Consider the following 18,631-nt stretch of genomic DNA (forward strand, 5'->3'; position numbering starts at 1 on the left):
CCGCCTCTCCTTCGACTTCGCTCAGGAGCCGCCTCTCCTTCGACTCCGCTCAGGAACCGCCTCTCCTCCCTTACCCACCTAACCCATCCACCCGCCTACCCGCCTACCCATCCACCCACCTACCCCTCCTATGCCCTTCCCCCCCTCTCTCCCCTCCCTCTCCCTCCTGGCCCGCCGCCGCCTGGCCCTCTACCTCACTACCCTGCTGCTGATCACCGGGCAACCCCTGCTAGCCCAGGATGCTGCTCCACCTGGCGAGACAGCTTCCGCCCTGGCAGAAATCTCCCTGCCGACGAGCCTGCCTGCGGCTCCGGTCATTGCCCCTGCCGAACCCGGCCAGTACGTGCTGGAATTTAACCGCAGCCCGGTGGTGGGCAACCGCCTGCGCTTTAGCGGCATTTATGACGAGCAGCGGCTGCACTTTACCCGCCCCCGCAACTGGACGGCTAAATCGGTCAAGGTGCTGCTGCGCTACCGCCACTCCGCCGCCCTCTACGCCACCCGCTCTAACCTGACGGTGCTCGTCAACGGCACCAGCATTGGCAGTCTGCCCCTCAACCAGCCCATGGGCGAAATTGGCGATGCGGTGCTAGAGGTACCCGCCGACCTGCTGCAAGACGACAACGAGCTGGTGCTGGCGGCTCTGCAAAACAACTCTCCCACCTGCACCCAGGATCCCTTCGACCCCTCCCTGTGGACCGAGGTGCTGCCCGACTCCAAGCTGGTGTTTGACTACCAGCCCCAGGCGGTAACCCCCGACTTTAGCCAGTTTCCGTACCCGCTGTTTGACACCCTGAGCCTGCAGCCCAACCGAGTGGCCTACCTGCAACCGACCAAAGCCGATAGCCCCTGGCTAACGGCCACGGCACGGCTGCAAACCTATCTGGGCCGCACCGCCCACTACCGCCCCCTCGACACCCGCCTGGTGAAAAACCTGGAGGATTTAGCCGCTGAAGAGCGGCTGGTGATTTTAGGCACGCCCGCCCAGCAGCCTGCCCTGGCCGATCTAACTCTGCCCTTTGCCCTCGAAGACGGCCAGTTTGTCGATGATGCGGGCAAGCCCGTGCCACCAGAGTCGGGCCTGCTGATGTGGGCGACGGCGGCAGACGACAGCTCGCCCGTGCTGGTGATTACCGGCAACGGCGAAGCGGGCGTGGCCAAAGCCCTACAGTACCTGGTGCAGCCCCAGGACCAGCAGATTGCTACCGGCCACGGCGTTGTGGTCAACCAGGCGGCAGAGCTGCCGCCGCTGCCGCCCCGCCAGTGGCCCGGCTATTTGCCCGAGGAGGATGACTTTTTACTCACCGACCTCACCGACCCCAATCGTCAGCCCCTCGATGAAATGACCGTGCGCGGCTCCCACTCGCCAGCCATGGAAATTGGCTTTAAGGCGCTGCCCGACGATCGCCTGCTGCGCGGTAGCAAAATGAAGCTTTCCTACAGCTACGGCCCCCAGATCAACCCCCTCACGTCGCTGGTGGATGTGGAGCTAGACGGCGTCTCGATTACAGGGGAACGGCTGACGGAAGTAAAAGGCGCGAACCGCCGCACCCTGGAGGTCGATCTGCCGGGCGATCGCATCACCCCCACCTCTAAGCTTCAGGTCAACTTCCGCCTTGACCCTCGCGAGCGGCGATCGTGCAGCCGGGTCACCGATCAGCAGCTCTGGGGCACCATCCACAGCGACACCAGCTTTAGCCTCAACCGCACGGCCATCACCAACCTGCCCGACCTGGATCTATTCAAAACCGGCTACCCCTTTACCGCTCCGCAGGATCTCTCCGCCACGGCGGTGGTGCTGCCCGACGCCCCCACCAATACCGATCTCACCGTACTGCTGGAGCTGGCCGAGCGCCTGGGCCGCCTGAGCGTGGCCGACTCGGTACAGCTCGCCGTCTATCGTCAGGGCGAGCTGCCTCAGGCCGATCGCGACGCAAAGAACCTGGTTGCGATCGGACCCCAGTCCCGCTTCCCGTTGCCAGAACTGCTCAGCGAAGACGGCTTTGCCCTGCGGGGCAGCGGCACTCGCCAGTGGGGCAGCACCCAGGTGCAGCCCCTGCCTGACGGCGAAGGGTTAATGAAATCGGTCATTTCGCCCTGGAACTCGCAGCGGGTGGTGCTGGCCCTCAGCGGCCGCGACGACACTGGCCTGGCCCAGGTCACCGACCTGCTGCGCCACGACCCCCTCTTCTACCAAATTGAGGGCGACACCGTACTGGTCAGCGCCCAGGTGCCCAACCCCGACCCCTACATCAGCGCCGACTACCGCCTGGCCACCCTGCGCCAGTCGCCCCAGGTGCAGCTCGCCACCACCACCCCCTACCCCTGGCTGTGGCAAGTCACCCGCCACAACTGGATGTTCATCGTGCCCGCCACTGTGGTCCTGGCCCTGCTGCTCTACGGAGCCGCGCAGTCGGCCATGCGACGCAGCAGCGGAGAGTGAGCAAACTTTTAAAAATTTTGCTCACTCTCTCACCCACTCACCCATCTACTCCCCATGCTCCACTCCCCCACCCCGCCCCTGCACCACTGGCTGACCAAAACCCTGCCCGATCGCGCCTACGGGCTGACCCGGCACCTGAGCCAGTGGCAGATGCTGCTGCTGCTGGGCTGCCTGGGGCTGTTGACCAAGCCGCTGCTGCTGGCCCATCCGGCGATTTGGCAGCAGGGCATTGTGGCGGCGCTGCTGATTGCCCTGGGCTACAGCATTCTGAGTTTGGAGGATGGCCACGCGCGCAGCAGCGGCGATCGCGAGCGCCTGCACCTGTTTATGGTCACCCTCAGCAGCCTGACCACCCTGCGCTACCTCTACTACCGCACCCGCTACACGCTCAACTTCGACACCCCGCTGGATGGCACTTTCTCACTGCTGCTCTACGGGGCTGAAATGTACGCGCTGGGGACGCTATTTTTGTCGTATTTTCAAACGCTGCGGCTGCGCGATCGCAGGCCCGTAGACCTGGCCGCGGTGCCCCAGGAAGATTGGCCAGCGGTCGATGTGTACATTCCCACCTACAACGAGGAGGTGGAGATCGTGCGCAAAACCGTGGTGGCCTCCGTCGCCATGGACTACCCCGCCGCCAAAAAGCGGGTCTACGTGCTCGACGATGGGCGCAAGTATCCCGAGCGGCGGGCCGAGCTACAGGCCATTTGCGATGAGCTGGGGGCCAAACTGCTGGTGCGCGACAACAACGACCACGCCAAGGCAGGCAACATTAACACGGCCCTGGAGCGCACCACGGGCGATCTGGTGCTGATTCTCGACTGCGACCACATTCCGGTGCGGGGCTTTTTGCAAGAAACCGTCGGCTTCTTTTTGGATGAAACCGTGGCCCTGGTGCAGACGCCCCACTGGTTCTACAACCCCGACCCCTTTGAGCGCAACTTGCTCACCCAGGGCCAGGTGCCCGTGGGCAACGAACTGTTCTACAAGGTGCTGCAAAAGGGCAACGACGCCTGGAATGCGGCTTTCTTTTGCGGCTCGGCGGCGGTGGTGCGGCGCAGTCACCTGCTAGAGGTAGGCGGCATTGCCACCGAAACCGTCACCGAAGACTGCCACACCTCCCTGCGGCTGCACTCGTTGGGCTACCGCACCATCTACTACGACAAAATTATGGTGGCGGGGCTAGCGCCCGAAAAATTTTCGGCCTACGTGGGTCAGCAGGTGCGGTGGGCGCGGGGTATGGCCCAGATTTTGCGGCTCGAAAACCCGCTGTTTAACCGCAGGCTCAAGCTGTCAGTGGCCCAGCGGGTCTGCTACTTTAGCGCCACCTCGCACTTTTTCTTTGGCTTTCCTCGGCTCATGTATGCCCTGGCTCCGACGCTGTTTTTGCTGTTTAGCATCAACTCGGTGAAGGGGCTGGGGATTGAGACGCTGTTCTACGCGCTGCCCCACATTGTGCTGTCGATGCAGACCAACCACATTCCCTACAAGCGGGTGCGGTTCTCGTTTTGGAATGAGATCTACGAGTTTGCCATGTCGTTTCAGGCGGGCATTGTGACGCTGCTGGCCCTGGTCAACCCCAAGCTGGGCAGCTTTAACGTCACGGCCAAGGGCCTGGTGGTTAACCAGCGCACCTTCGACGCCAACAGCGTGCGGTATCTGCTGATTTTGGGCCTGCTGACGGCGGCATCGCTGGTGGCGGTGCCCTTTTGGCTGCTGCTCAGCCCCGAAGACACCCAGGCCGTGCTGATCAATGCCCTGTGGTGCGGCTTTAACCTGGTGCTGGTGCTGGCCGCCTGCCTGGTGGCGCTGGAACAACCCCAGCTGCGCCGCGCCCACCGCCTGCCCCGACAGCTCACCGCGATTATCCACAGCGACGGCCAGAGCTGGACGGGCAAAACCATTGACGTCAGCGAAAGCGGTGCCCAGGTGATCCTCGACGAGTGGCCCAACGTGGCCGACCACGTGTGGGTAGAGCTGGTGGGCGACTACGACGGTCGCGCCCTGCTCGAAGCCCAGATTGTGCGGGCTACGGCCACCAGTCGCCTGGAAACGGAGCTGGCGATCGATTTTGTCAACCTCAGCCCCAGCCAGGCTGACGATCTCACCCTGGTGCTGTTTTCTGACGTCAAAGAATGGTACTCGCAGACCCGCCAGCAGGTGGATAAGCCGCTGCGATCGCTGCAGTTTATTGCCACCACCCTCTGGCGCGTATTCACGGACCTGCAGCCGGCCACCGGCCAAAAAATGCGCAAGCAGGTGCAGGCCCCGGTCGAGCTGGCCTGGGAGGGCTGGCACGGCGACAGCTACCCGGCCCGCGTGGTTGAAATGGGCAGCCAGGATCTGCGCCTGGAGGTGCAGAATGTCTCCGAACTCGATCGCGCCACCCTGCTCGAAACCCTGCCCACCGTGGGGCTGCTGTTTCCGGCTGGCCCTGAGCTGCCCAAAGCCCAAAGCCTGGTAGCCCAGGTCGATCAGGCGATCGAGCTGCCTACCCTCAACCGCACCCAGCCCCGCCTGGTGCTGGAGCTGAGCTTTCCCGCCCCGCTCGCCGCCCAGCAGCGCCGCAAAATTCAAACCCTGCTGCGATCGCTGACCTAGCGGCACCCCACCCCGCCAGTTCTTTTCGTGCGAGGTATATCAAATCGCATAAATTGACGCGTCAACTCAGCCTGAGATTGAATTTTACATTGACACAATGAATACAGGCCATTGACTCACGAACTTGGTTATTTTCGATTTCGACCAAACCAAAAAAGTGACATCAAAAACCTTCATATCCACTTTATGATGAGGCACAATATCATTTCCTATCATTCATTTGTTTTTTATATTTTCACTTCTTAGGTCTGTTATTATCAGATTACAAGGTAACGGTTTAGCGCTTCATTCCTGACTATCGATCATTTTTCAAATAACTTCTTATATTTCGAGCTTAATATCAGAGCTTTTCTGATTTATCTCCCTATCTAGCCCCCAGATCAGGCGAGAGCCCTAAGCTCCAAGCCATTCTCACTACCGCATCTACCGCTTCAAAACCAGCTGCCAAACCGCAGCTATTTGAGACTGGCTCCACCCTGGTTTAACTTCAGGGCTTTCTTCAAGTCTTCATTCACCGCCGTGTTACCTATCGCCACTGTCGAAGACCATGCTGGCCTTCGAGTCAGTACTGGGTTTTGATCTCAGGCGAGAGGTATTGGAGGCGATTTCCGCAGGGATACTCGTTTCGAGTCGGCTCCCGTTTCCGGGATGCCAGGGCTCGCGAATCGCCCAGATCTAGCGGCAGCTCGCTGGCCCAGCTGCCGAGCGGCACCCACAACGCATTCTGGCAGCACCCTATCTCCTATCTGCTGTCGTACTTCAAACAGGCCCGGCGAGGCGACGCTCCTTGAAGCAGCGCCCGCCTGAGCAACCCTGCTATCTACCCACCGCCGTGCATTTTCTTTCTGTAGTGAACCGCTATGCAACCATCGCTATTGAACACCGTTCCCATGGCATCACCATCTTCCCCCACCCCACTGCACCCCCTCAGCCTGCTCGCCCAGGTGAGTAGTCGGCAGGTGACTGGCTGTCTGCAGGTCATCACCCCCACCAACACCTGGCTGCTGTGCCTGGAGCAGGGACAAATCAACTATGTCTCCACGGCTGATCGGGCATTTGAGCGACTCGATAAACACCTCAGACGCCTGAGTGTACAGGTGCCAACGCTAGTCAGCGCCGTGCGCGTGCAGGTGCGGCTTTTGTTTGAACAGCAGGCGGCCACTAACCTGGCCGACTACCAGGCCATTTGCTGGCTGGTCGAGCAGCAGCATCTGCACCAAAACCAGGCTTCGACCCTGGTTGAAACCCTCTCTAAAGAAGTGCTCGAAGCCTTCTTAGAGGTGCGCCAGGGCAGCTACGAGCTGGTGGAAGGCAACAGCCTGGGCCATGCCCCCCGCTATTGCCAGCTCAACCTGCGCACTACAGTAGAAGAATGCTACGCCCGACTCAAGCAGCGTCGCACGAGCCTCAACCAGCTCAACGGCGGTTCCCAAAAACTGGGCACAGCCACCCTCACGGCTGCCCCCGCCGTGGCCGCCGTCGCCAACGGCGCTGGGGAGCCTGGCCTGGGGTCTAGCTCGGTCAAACTGGGAGCCAAAACTCACTACACCATTGCCTGTATCGACGATAGCCCCACCGTACTACAGGCCATCAACAGTTTTCTAGACGACAAGATTTTCTCGGTGATCATGATTGATGACCCGGTGAAGGCGCTGATGCAGGTGATTCGAAACAAGCCCGATTTGATCTTGCTCGATGTCACCATGCCCAGCCTGGATGGCTACGAGCTTTGCTCGCTGCTGCGTCGCCACCCCGACTTTAAGAATACCCCCATTATTATGGTGACGAGCAACACCGGATTTATCGATCGCGCCAAGGCCAAACTGGTGCGGGCTTCGGGCTATTTGACCAAGCCATTCAATCAATCTGATCTGCTCAAATTTATCTTTAAGTATTTGAACTAAACCAGTTTTGAGTTCAGAATTTGAGGTTTTTCGACAGAAGAACTCTTAAGTTTAACCCGGACTGGTTGTAGCCCAATAGACTGCCCGCCGAGCCATAAACTGGCTCAGTCGGCCTAAGTTTGATCCACCTAGTCTTGATGCTGCCTGGTGTTCTTCAGGCCGTGATGTCGGTGGATCTGGAGCACCGAGTAATGGCAAATTTTTCTAGCCTGAGCGGCGATTGTTGACGAAATGGTCTGAGCAGTCGTCGCCGCAGTGGCCTACCCCTTCTTTAGGTAAATGTATGATGCAAGCGACCCTAGCCGGCACCGTTTTGGTGGTTGAAGATACGCCTTCCGAAATGGAGCTGATGGTGCACTATCTGCGCGACAGCGGCTGCACAGTAGTCTGTGCCGTTACGGCCCAAGAAGCCCTCGACAAAGCCGCCCAGCACCTGCCCGATGTGATCATTACCGATGTGGTGATGCCTGGTATGAGCGGGTTTGAGCTCTGCCGCAACCTTAAAAAGCAGACCAGCACCGCCCACGTGCCGATTGTGCTGTGTACCTCTAAAAATCAAGACATTGACCGGCTGTGGGGCCTGCGCCAGGGGGCTGATGCCTACCTGACTAAGCCCTACACCCGCGACCAGCTGGTGCAGGCGGTAATGACCATGCTGAGGGTCAACCGATGAGCAATCTATCGATCGGCTCCACCCAAACCGCCGGGGCGGCCCTCGCCACCCAGTCGCTGGCCCCCTTAGCCCACAGCTATTTGCGCTTTAGCCTGGGGCATCAGCCCGCGCTGCTGTCGACGCGCCAGGTGCAGGAGGCGATCGCCACGCCTGCGGCCAGCATTACCCCCATGCCCAACATGCCCCCCGCCATGCTGGGACTGATCAATCGCCGCAGCCGGGTGCTGTGGGTGGTCGATTTAGCCCTGCTGCTGGGGCTGCCTACCGCCTACCCCAACTCCCAGCAGTACAACCTGGTGCTGCTCCAGGTGGGCGCGGTGACCCTGGGGCTGCGAGTGAGCCAAATCGACGGCATTCTCAGTCTGCCGCATCAGCATCTGCAGCCTGCCCCCACCCACGTGTCGCCGGGGCTGTTGCCCTTTCTGCGCGGCTGCGTGCTGCAAGAGGGGGAAGTGCTGCTGGGGTTAGATGGCGAAGCCCTGCTGCGCGCCCCGGCCCTACAGGCTCTCTAGGCCCAGACGGGCGCTAGACCCTAACTTTTGCCCCCAGGCCATAGCTTGTGCAGCGTTTGGCTGTGCCTCCTTACCATCAGCGATTTCTTCAGCATCTCTAACCCCCAGGCCGCTGGGGTTGTTAAGGCAGCGGCTCTTGTCCTACTTACGGCCGCTGATCTCATCCCATCCATCTAGCCCACCTCGTTAAGGTAGTTGACCCATGACCACAGACTTTCGACCCTATCCTCCCGCCGCCGCCGAAGAGCCAGACCCGACCTCACACAATGGGATGGGCAACGGTCAAAACGCTATGGCCGCCAGTGCCGGAGAAAACAATGCCAGTGGGCTGATCTACCGTGGGGTGGCCTACGGCCCAGAGGCAAAAACCACGATCAAAATTACAAAGTCGGCTCGGTGGGGCTGGATTCAGTGGTTTAGCAACCTCAGCGTGCGGCAAAAGCAGCTGGCGGGGTTGTTTACCTCCGAGCTGATCTCGGTGGTGGGCCTGATGGGGGCAGGGTCGCTTTTGATCGTGGCGGGCGGGCGCAGCCAGCTGCTCAACCAGGCCAAGTCTGAGCTGGCTGTCTCTGACATTGAGTACAACATCAAGATTGACCAGATGGGATTTGGCTTTCGGGGTCAGTCTGACAACCGCGCCATTGTGGAGGCGGCGGCGGCCTACGCTCGCGGTGAAGCCATTCCCGCCGGTTCGATCGCCGCAGTGCAGCAAATTTTAGAGAACGAAATTAAGGCCCGCAACATTGAGTACGCCACCCTGGTGGGCGACGATTTGAGAATTATTGCCAACGCCAACCGCGATCGCCGGGGTCAGCCGTTTGACCCCAACGGCCTGGTGGGCACGGTGCTGCAAAACCCGCGCCAGGTGAAAGCCAGCGCCATTGTCAGCTGGGAGGAGCTGCGCAATGAAGCACCGCCCCTGCCCGCTGGCTTTGCCGACCAGGATGCGCTGATTCGCTACACCATTACCCCCGTCAACGACCCGGCCTCGGGCCGAGTGGTGGGGGCGCTGGTCTCCGGTGACATTGTCAACGGCAAAGACACCATTCCGAAGCGAGCGATCGCGCCCTTTGGCAACGGCTACAGCGCCCTGTACCAGCGCAACAGCGAGGGCGAGTTTGACCTGGCCACCGCCCTCTACGCTGGCGACAACGCCGACCTCGAAGTCGCCCAGGTCAACGTGCCCCTCGATACGCCCACCCTAATCGAGCAGGCCGCTGAGCGGCCGGGCCAGGAGGTGACCCGCCGCGATCGCATCGACGGCGTCACCTACACTCTGGCCGCCCGCGCCATCGAAGACTTCAACGGCGTACCGATCGCGGTGATGGTGCGGGGTACCTCCGAAACCGGCCTCAACACACTGATTGGCAACAGCCTGCGCATACAACTGCTGATTGCCCTGGTAGCCCTGGCGGCCGATGTGGGCATTGCCGCCCTGCTGGGCCGATCGATTATGCGCCCGCTGAAAAACCTGCAGCAGGCCACCTGGCGCTTTGGCATGGGCGATCGCCAGGCCCGCGCCGACGTGTACGCCAGCGATGAGGTGGGTCAAGTCGCCCAGGCCTTTAACCAGCTGGCCACCAACGTCACCGAATCTGAAGACCTGCTGCGTCGCCAGGGCCAAAAAGAGCAGCTCTCCGCCGCTCGGGCCAACCTGCTGGCCGATCTAACCAGCCGCATTCGCCAGTCGCTCAACGAGCAAACTATTCTCAGCACCTCGGTAGAAGGTCTGCGAGACGTGCTGGAGGTAGATCGGGTGCTAATCTACCGTTTCCACCCCGACTTGAAGGGCGGCGACATTACCGCCGAGGCTACCGGGCGCGGCTGGAAGCGGGCCGTGGGTCAAACCATTGAAGATCCGCTCAGCCCCGAGGCCCTGGAGCGCTACTACGCCGGGCGAGTGACGACGATGGCCAACCGCCAGGAGGCCCAGCTCTCCGACTGCCACTGCGAGATTCTCGAAAAGCTGGAGGTGATGGCCAACATGGTGGCCCCGCTGCTGGCGGGCGACGAGCTGATTGGTCTGCTGTGCGTGCACCAGTGCGATCGCCCCCGCCACTGGACGGCTGAGGAAGTTGACCTACTTCAGCAGGTATCGCTCCAGATTGGCTACGCCCTCAGCCAGGCCCGTCTGCTACAGCAGCAAGAATTTACCGCCACCCGCGAGCGCCAGATCAACGAAATTGTCTCCCGCCTGCGCGAAAGCCTTAACGAAGAGCGCATCTTCCGCGCCGCCGTCACCGAAACGCGCCGGGTCTTGAACAGCGATCGCGTCGTCGTGTACCAGTTTGACGAAACCTGGAAAGGCACCTTTGTCGCCGAATCGGTCGCCCAGGGCTGGGCCACCGCCCTCGGCAACGACCTCTACGACCCCTGCTTTAAAGAAAAATACATCGAGCAGTACCGCCAGGGCCGGGTGCAGGCGGTGCCCAACCTGACCGAGGCCGGGCTGACCGAATGTCACCTGCGCCAGCTGCAGCAGTACAACGTCAAGGCCAACCTGGTGGCCCCGATCATCATCAACGAAGAACTGGTCGGTCTGCTGATCGCCCACCAGTGCAGCGCCCCCCGCTACTGGGAGCCGATGGAGATCAACTTCGTCCGTCAGATCGCCATACAGCTGGGCTTTGCCCTAGAGCAGGCCCGCCTCTACGCCCAGGCCGAAGCCCTCTCCGAGGAGCGTCGCCAAAAGCAAGAGGCCCTACAGATGCAGCTGGTCGAACTGCTCAGCGAAGTAGAAGGAGCGTCCCGAGGCGACCTCACCGTACGCGCCGACGTGACGGCGGGAGAAATTGGCACCGTTGCCGACTTCTTCAACTCGATTGTGGAAAGCCTGCGCCAGATTGTGACCAAGGTAAAAACCTCCGCCGAGCAGGTAAATGCCTCCCTGGGCGAAAACGAAGGGGCCATTCAAGCCCTGGCCACCGAAGCGCTGCGCCAGGCCGACGACGTCACCCAAACCCTGGCCTCGGTCGAAGCCATGACCGCCTCCATTCAGCAAGTGGCCCGCAGCGCTCAGCAGGCCGCCATCGTCGCCAACAGCGCCTCTACCACCGCCGAAACCAGCGGCCAGGCGATGGATCTCACCGTGCAAAACATTCTCACCCTGCGGGAAATCATTGGCGAAACCTCCAAAAAAGTGAAGCGCCTGGGCGAGTCGTCGCAGCAGATTTCTAAGGCGGTCTCGCTGATTAACCAGATTGCCATGCAGACCAACCTGCTGGCCATCAACGCCGGTATCGAGGCCGCCCGCGCTGGCGAAGAGGGCCAGGGCTTTGCGGTGGTGGCCGAAGAGGTGGGCGAGCTGGCCGCCCGCTCCGCCGAAGCCACTAAAGAAATTGAGCGCATCGTCGAAACCATTCAGCGCGAAACCGCCGAGGTGGTTGACGCTATGGACCAAAGCACCACCGAGGTCGTCGCCGGTACCCGCCTGGTCGAAGACGCCAAGCAAAACCTGGGCCGCATTCTCGATGTCTCTCAGCAGATTGACACCCTGGTGCGATCGATCTCTGAGGCCACGGTCTCCCAGGTCGAGATCTCGGAGTCGGTGACCCAGCTCATGCAGGCGATCGCCGCCGAGTCTACCCGCACCTCCCAGTCCTCCCAGAATATCTCTACCTCCCTGCGCGAGACGGTGGATGTAGCGCGATCGCTCCAGGCTACCGTTGGCACCTTTAAGACCGGCGAGGAGTAGATGGGTGGATGGGTGGATGAGTAGGCGGGTTAGGTGGGTAGGTGAGTCAGACCATACCCACGCACCCACGCACCCACCCGTCCACGCACCCACGCACCCACGCACACGCACCTACGCACCCACGTACCCACCCACTCTCTACCCACCATGTCCGACGCAAAGGAACTTGAAATTCGGCTTCAGTTTCTCGACGAAGCCCAGGAATATCTCGAAACCCTCGGCACCCACCTGATGGGGCTAACCCAAACCTTTGAGGCCAGCGCTATCAACGAGGCGCTGCGGGCCGCCCACTCGATCAAAGGGGGGGCGGCGCTGATGGGGTTTCAGCTGCTCAGCGACTTTGCCCACCGCCTCGAAGACAGCCTCAAAGTGCTGAAGGTGCAGCGGGGCAAGGTCGAGGTTGACGCTGGCCTAGAGCAGCTGCTGCTGGCGGCGGTCGACTGCCTGGGCCAGGTGATGGTGGGTCAGCGCCAGTGCCTCAGCCACGGCACCCCGCACCAGTCTCCCGTCGATGAGCATTGGGTTGAGCAGCACGCCAGCCCCATTTTTGAGCAGCTCCACGATCGCCTGGGCGACCCGGTCGATGAAGACGCCTACTCCATGCTCTCGCCGGAGGATGGCCAGGATATTATTCCGCTGCTGTTTCAAAGCGAGGTCGAGGGCTGTCTGAATCGGCTAGAGGAGGTACTGGCCGGGCCGTCGCCCTGCCTGCGCGAGGAGGCGCAGATTTTGGCCCAGGAGCTGGGCGGGCTGGGCGAAATGCTCCAGATTCAAAGCTTTGTCAGCCTCTGCCAGTCGGTGGCCGACCAGGTGACGATCGCCGCTGACGAGGCCCTGGTGCCCGTTGTGCAGGAGGCGCTGGCGGTCTGGCGACGGGCCCAGGCCCTGGTGCTGACGGGCCATCTGGCCGAACTGCCGACCCAGATGGCGATCGGTTCTGTGGCAACGGCGGCTGTTGCGCCTGAGGTAGCGCCTCAAGTAACCCCTGAAATGGCGACCGACTTGGCGATCGAAACGGCGATCGAGTCTCTGGGCGACACCATTCCCAGCCTGACCGACGGCGAGATTACCGCTCCCCTCTGGCCGTTTGCCGACGAGCCAGCCCTGCAGCCCGACTACCTGATCGACGACCTTGATGACCTGCCCGAGAGCGAATCGGCAGACCTGGTCGCAGCCGGTCACGTGATCGACGGCGAGCTAGACGGGGCAATTGATGAAGAGCTAAACGGGGCCGCCAGCTGGCCAGACGCCCCCGGCATAGATGAATTTGCCACCGTAGACTGGGGCGCAGGCCAGGGCGCTAGCTGGTCGACCAACGGCCAAACCCCCGCTGCCGACCCAGACGAGGCCGACAGCGACAGCACCGTGCGAGTGCCGGTCAAACAAATTAACCAGCTCAGCGACCTGTTTGGCGAACTGACTATTGAGCGCCACCGGCTAGAGCTAGAAGTCAGCCGCCTGCGGGGTCTGGTGGGCACCCTACAAACCCGCATGCGCACGCTCGATCAGGTCAATAGCGACCTGCGGGCCGCCTACGACACCGTCGCCACCCAGGATACTAGTCGCCCCCTGCTACCTGCGGCTCCAGCCCTGCAAACCGTCTCCGAAGGCTCTACAACAGCTGCGTTGACGGCTGAAAGTGCGCTGCGCCAGCAGTTTGACGTGCTCGAACTCGACCACTATCGCGACCTGCACCTGCCATTTCGCGAAATTATTGAAACCATTATTCAGCTCCAAGAGGTCGGAGCCGACATTGAACTCTCCCTCGACGGCACCGAGCAGACTACCCGCACGCTGCGCAAAACCTCGCGCCAGCTGCAAAAGAACCTCACCCAGCTGCGCATGCGGCCCCTGACCGATATTTTCAATCGCTACCCCCGCTCCCTGCGGCAGATGTCGCTGCAGTACAACAAGCCGGTCGAGCTCAAGCTCAAGGGCGATCGCACCCTGGTCGATCGCAACGTGCTAGAGGCCCTGCAAGAGCCGCTAATGCACATCATTCGCAACTGCTTTGACCACGGCATTGAAGACGCTGCCACCCGCCAGCAGCGCGGCAAGCCCGCCACGGGCACGATCGCGATTTCGGCCCAGCAGCACAACAGCCGCACCATCATCACCATTCGCGACGACGGCGGCGGCATTGCGGTAGAGAAAATCCGCGATCGCGCCCGCCGCATGGGCCTAGACGAGGGGTTACTCGCCGCCGCCAGCGATCAAGAGCTGCTGTCGCTGATTTTTGAGCCGGGCTTTAGCACCGCCAGCGAAGTCACCGACCTCTCGGGGCGCGGCATCGGCATGGATGTGGTGCGCAGCAAACTCAAAGAGATTCGCGGCGACATTCAGGTTGACACCCAGCCTGGGGCGGGCACCACCTTCACGATTTCTATCCCCTTCACCCTGTCGGTGACGCGGGTGCTCATCGTCGAAAGCCGGGGCATGCGGATGGCCTTTCCGGTCGATGCGATCGAAGAAATCTTTGCCCTACCCTCCGAGGCCGTTCTCACCACCGCTGGTCGCGACAGCTTTGAGTGGAACGGCGAGCTGGTGCAGCTGGTGCGCCTGGCCGACTGGCTCCACTTCAACTGCCCCGTGGTGATCGAGAGCCCCGAAACCGTCCCCGCTATTTCTGAACCCACGGTGCTGCTGGTGCAGGCCAACCAGCGCTGGGTGGGCCTGCAAATCGAGCGATCGTGGGGTGAACAGGAGGTCGCCCTGCGCCGAGTCGTGGGCAATTTGCCTATGCCAAAAGGCTTCAACAGCTGCACCATTATGGGCGACGGCCAGGTGGTGCCCCTGGTCAACACCACCGAGCTGCTCTACTGGATTGCCAGCTGCGAAGCCTCCGGGGCCAACACCCTCGACGAAACCGCCATTCCGGCCTTTTTGTCCGATAGCCCCCGCTACGAGACCAGCACCGCCATTCGCAAACCCACCGTGCTGCTGATCGACGACTCGATTAACGTGCGCCGCCTGCTGGCCCTCACCCTCGAAAAAGCCGGGTACCAGGTGGCCCAGGCCAAAGACGGCCAGGATGCCCTCGACAAACTGGTGGCCGGGCTGGCGGTCGAAGCCGTGATTTGCGATGTCGAAATGCCCCGGCTAGACGGCTACGGCTTTTTGGCCCGGCTCAAAGCCGAAACCGACCACGAAAACCTGCCTGTCGCCATGCTCACCTCTCGCGGCAGCAAAAAACACCGCCAGCTGGCCATGAGCCTGGGGGCTGCGGCCTACTTTACCAAACCCTACAACGAGCAAACCCTGCTGAAAACCCTCGAAGACCTGATTCAACCGGCCCTGGTGTCCTAGGGCGTGTCATCAATTCTGGCCAAAACCCTTTTAATATCAGCGGTGCCACGCCCGACCGAATCAACCAGGCTAGGGGCTGTAACCGTTGATGCTGGAGCCTTCAAAGGCTAATTGATGACAGCCCCTAGCGCAGGCTTGAGTTTTGAGTTGACGGCTTGAATTCAAAATTCAAGCTTTTTTCCCTTTACTTTCTTTTTGCCCATGACTGCCCTCGCCCGCTACCGTCGTCTGCCCGCCCCAGAACCCTCGCTGCGACTGATTGCGTTTCCGCTACGCCACAACTGGTTTTGCCTACCCCTGGCGATGGCGCGTCGGGTCATTCCTCCAGAAAGTCAGGCTCCGGGCTTGGGCATGGGGCTGACGCATCTTCACCAGGAGACCGTTCCCATTATGGATGTGGCCAATCGCATCTATCAGGCCGCACCGCTGCTGCCGGGGTATAGCGACCCAGCCGCAGACATCAGCGACCAGCCACCCCAGGCCATTTTGGTGGTTGACTCGCCGCGATTTGGCCTGCTCGGGCTCTTAATCGACGACATTCCCAGTCTCAAACGGGCGCGTCAGTCGGCCTTTAGCCCCATCCCCACCAGCTACTTAATGATGCACCATCTCCAGGGCGTTAATACCCTGGTCACCCTCAGCGACACCGAGCCTCCTCTATTTTTGCTGGATGTCGATGCGCTACTTCCCCAATAACTCCAGCCGGAAAATTTCCGCTAAAACAGCTCGATCTTAATACTTATAAAGAAACCTCTAAAATACTCAGATTATCAATTCTTTTGATTGATCTATACAACCACAACTGAGATGATTTATTTGTTGTTGCAAGAATATTAAAAATAAATTAACACCAGAACAATGGCACAAAAGCCACAGTATCTAACGCGTCAATACCTGTAGGGCGATCGAGAGAAGTATTTCTTCTTCCTGTTTTAATTCAGAATTAAAGAGTCTGTCGTCAGCCCCAAGAAACTGAGGATCGTGCTGGCGAACCTAGCAGCGTGTCCGCCTGAGGCAGAAACGCTATAGCGATCGCCGAACAGCTAATTTAGCTGCGTCAAAAAACAGTTTCGAGCAGAATTCAGATGAGCTGCTCCTAGACCAATCTAGTCTAACCGTCAAAATTTACTTCGCGTTGTGCCGATTCGATCAAGCCAGAAAATTGCAAACTGTTACCGAGTCAGGCTCTAACCATGAGTGGCAGATCAGCCCAGTATTCTAAACCTATTGCCAACTATTTACGCGTTAAGAAGCTGCAAATTTTTCCAGTTCTCAAGCGCTTAGATTTTAGCGGTAAGCTCACCTGGTCTGCTCCCGCAGGGCACCAATGGACTCTGTTTTTTAACCGGGGTCAGGTCATCTATGGTCACGGTGGGGTACACCCGATGCGGCAGTGGTATCGCCAGGCCCAGACCCGTTTGCCAGAAGCTGACCTCAGCTACCAGACCCTGCAAAAATCTCTCGTGACAAGCCCCACCGCCAGCTGGCTAGACGGCTGGGACTACCACCTGCTGCACAACTGGCTCAGTCAGGGGCATCTCTCGCAACAGGCGCTGCAAGACATTAGCACCAGTATTGTGGCCGACATTCTCTTTGATGTTGTGCAAACCGGTGAAACTCAGTATCAGCTGGCTCGGCAGCCTGCGCTTGACCCTAGCCATGTGCCCATTGCTATCGACGAAACCACGCTGCTGCCCTCGGTCACCGATCGCTGGGAGGCCTGGCTAGAGGGAGGGCTAGAGGCCTACTCACCCAACCTGGCCCCAGTCATTCAGCATCCAGAACCCATTCGGGCGCAGGTTTCGCCGGGGGTCTATGCCTCGCTGATGCAGCTGCTCGATGGCCAGCGCAGTCTGCGCGACCTGGCCGTCAAGCTGGGGCAAGACGTGCTCAACCTCACCCAGGCGCTACGGCCCTACATTCAGGCGGGCTGGCTCGACCTGGTCGAGGTGGCCGACTTTCCAGCCCTAGGGAAGGGAGATCCGCCGATCGCAGCTCACCAGCGTCCCCTCAAAATTGCCTGTGTTGACGACAGCCCCATGGTTTGCAAAGCGATGGGGCAGGTGATTCGGGCCGCAGGGTACGATTTTTTGTCGATTACCGAAGGGGCAAAGGCGATTCCGGCCCTGCTGGCTCAAAAGCCCGATCTGGTGTTTTTAGACCTGGTCATGCCCGATACAAATGGCTACGAAATTTGCAGCAGCCTGCGCAAAATGTCTCGCTTCAAAGATGTTCCCATCGTCATTCTCAGCGGCAACGACGGCCTGGTCGATCAGGTGCGGGCTCGCCTACTGGGAGCCACCGACTTTTTGAGCAAACCGATGGAGCCGATTGTGATTCTCTCCGTGATTCGCAAACACCTCGCCCCCGCCCCTACCTAGACCCACCCACTCATCCACTCACCCACTCTTCTCCCTACCCCAGGTGTAACCCATGAGCAAAGTTTTGATTGTTGAAGACAGCCTGACCGACAAAGAAATTCTGACGCTTTGTCTGCGCGATCGCGGCATTACCGTCCTCACCGCCAAAAGCGCCGCCGAAGCCTTTGAGCAGGTTAAAAGCCACCAGTTTGATCTGATCATTCTCGATGTCGTGCTGCCCGATCGCAGCGGTTTTGAGATCTGCCGCGAGCTCAAAGAAGACGCCAGCACCATGCAGGTACCCGTGATTATGTGCTCGACTAAAGGCACCGAGATGGATAAGTTTTGGGGCTTAAAACAGGGGGCCAATGCCTACTTAGCCAAGCCCATTGACCAGGACGAACTGCTCAAAGCCGTGAATCAACTGGTCAAAGTCTAGTCAGGTTTTAGTATCACACGCTGCCCCACCCAAGGATATTGAGCTATGGATGTTGACGCTGCGATCGCCGCCGAACACCCTACCCCCTCCACCCCCTCGCCACCGGCAGAAAACGCCCCGCCCGAGGCGGTAGACAATTCTGCCGAAGATCAGTTTTTGCAGGTGAGCGTGAATGGCGATTTGCCCCTGCTGCTGCCGGGGGTCAACCTGGTCGAGATTATGAAGCTGACCATTGGCCAGGTGGTGCCCATGTTTGATATGGCCCCCTGGGTAATGGGCATCTACAACTGGCGGGGCGACATGCTGTGGATCGCCGACCTAGGCCACTTTTTGGGGTTTGCACCCTGGTACCGCCAGGCCGAAGCCACCACCCGCCACACGGTAGTGGTCATCAAACCGCCCTACGACCGCGACCAGCCGGCCCACGCGCAACCCCCAACCCTGGGGCTGGTTGTCAGTGCCGTAGAGGCCATGGTGGCCTACCCCGCCAGTGCCATGCAGCCCCTGCTCGATGGGCAAAGCGCGATCGCAGCGCCTATTGAACCGGGTCTGCTGCCTTTTCTGCAGGGCTGCTACCCCGATAGCCAGGGGCGGCCCCAGCTGGTTTTAGACGGCACGGCGGTCTTAGCGGCCATGGCGCAGCCCTAGCCCTGTCACTAGAAGGTACAGCCCTGCTTTGGTCAGCGTTTTTGGTCGCCG

11 protein-coding genes are annotated in these 18,631 nt (G+C 60.4%); all 11 read left to right on the top strand.

What is annotated here, in order from left to right; all coding sequences use genetic code 11:
• The first annotated feature begins 130 nt into the window (after positions 1-130).
• The gene (locus ACQ4N7_RS03580; RefSeq protein ID WP_430710254.1) at positions 131-2,443 is read left to right on the top strand and encodes a cellulose biosynthesis cyclic di-GMP-binding regulatory protein BcsB; all 2,313 of its coding nucleotides are present in this window, start codon (positions 131-133) and stop codon (positions 2,441-2,443) included.
• A 54-nt stretch (positions 2,444-2,497) separates the two neighbouring features.
• Positions 2,498-5,044 carry a UDP-forming cellulose synthase catalytic subunit gene (gene bcsA, locus ACQ4N7_RS03585; protein WP_430710255.1) on the top strand — a complete coding sequence of 849 codons (2,547 nt, stop codon included), beginning with the start codon at positions 2,498-2,500 and terminating at the stop codon, positions 5,042-5,044.
• A gap of 875 nt (positions 5,045-5,919) precedes the next feature.
• Complete coding sequence (locus ACQ4N7_RS03590; RefSeq protein ID WP_430710338.1) at positions 5,920-6,948, top strand: response regulator; 1,029 nt, start codon at positions 5,920-5,922, stop codon at positions 6,946-6,948.
• Positions 6,949-7,234: 286 nt separating this feature from the next.
• On the top strand, positions 7,235-7,621 hold the full coding sequence (locus tag ACQ4N7_RS03595; RefSeq protein WP_430710339.1) for a response regulator transcription factor: 387 nt from the start codon (positions 7,235-7,237) through the stop codon (positions 7,619-7,621).
• Complete coding sequence (locus ACQ4N7_RS03600; protein ID WP_430710256.1) at positions 7,618-8,133, top strand: chemotaxis protein CheW; 516 nt, start codon at positions 7,618-7,620, stop codon at positions 8,131-8,133. The genes ACQ4N7_RS03595 and ACQ4N7_RS03600 overlap by 4 nt, the downstream gene beginning before the upstream one ends.
• A 202-nt stretch (positions 8,134-8,335) precedes the next feature.
• Positions 8,336-11,827: a GAF domain-containing protein gene (locus tag ACQ4N7_RS03605; RefSeq protein WP_430710257.1), complete on the top strand. Its 3,492-nt coding sequence runs from the start codon at positions 8,336-8,338 to the stop codon at positions 11,825-11,827.
• A gap of 147 nt (positions 11,828-11,974) precedes the next feature.
• Positions 11,975-15,133: a response regulator gene (locus ACQ4N7_RS03610; protein WP_430710258.1), complete on the top strand. Its 3,159-nt coding sequence runs from the start codon at positions 11,975-11,977 to the stop codon at positions 15,131-15,133.
• Between the two features lie 201 nt (positions 15,134-15,334).
• A complete protein-coding gene (locus tag ACQ4N7_RS03615; protein WP_430710259.1) occupies positions 15,335-15,829 on the top strand; it encodes a chemotaxis protein CheW in 495 nt (164 codons plus the stop codon).
• Positions 15,830-16,326: 497 nt separating this feature from the next.
• Positions 16,327-17,514, top strand: coding sequence for a response regulator (locus ACQ4N7_RS03620; RefSeq protein WP_430710260.1), 1,188 nt, complete (start codon positions 16,327-16,329; stop codon positions 17,512-17,514).
• 52 nt (positions 17,515-17,566) lie between these two features.
• Entirely contained in the window at positions 17,567-17,932 is a 366-nt protein-coding gene (locus ACQ4N7_RS03625; protein WP_430710261.1) for a response regulator transcription factor, read from the top strand.
• A 45-nt stretch (positions 17,933-17,977) separates the two neighbouring features.
• Positions 17,978-18,580 carry a chemotaxis protein CheW gene (locus tag ACQ4N7_RS03630; protein ID WP_430710262.1) on the top strand — a complete coding sequence of 201 codons (603 nt, stop codon included), beginning with the start codon at positions 17,978-17,980 and terminating at the stop codon, positions 18,578-18,580.
• Positions 18,581-18,631 lie beyond the last annotated feature (51 nt).

Source organism: Nodosilinea sp. AN01ver1, from assembly GCF_050565655.1.
Taxonomy (GTDB): Bacteria; Cyanobacteriota; Cyanobacteriia; order Phormidesmidales; family Phormidesmidaceae; genus Nodosilinea.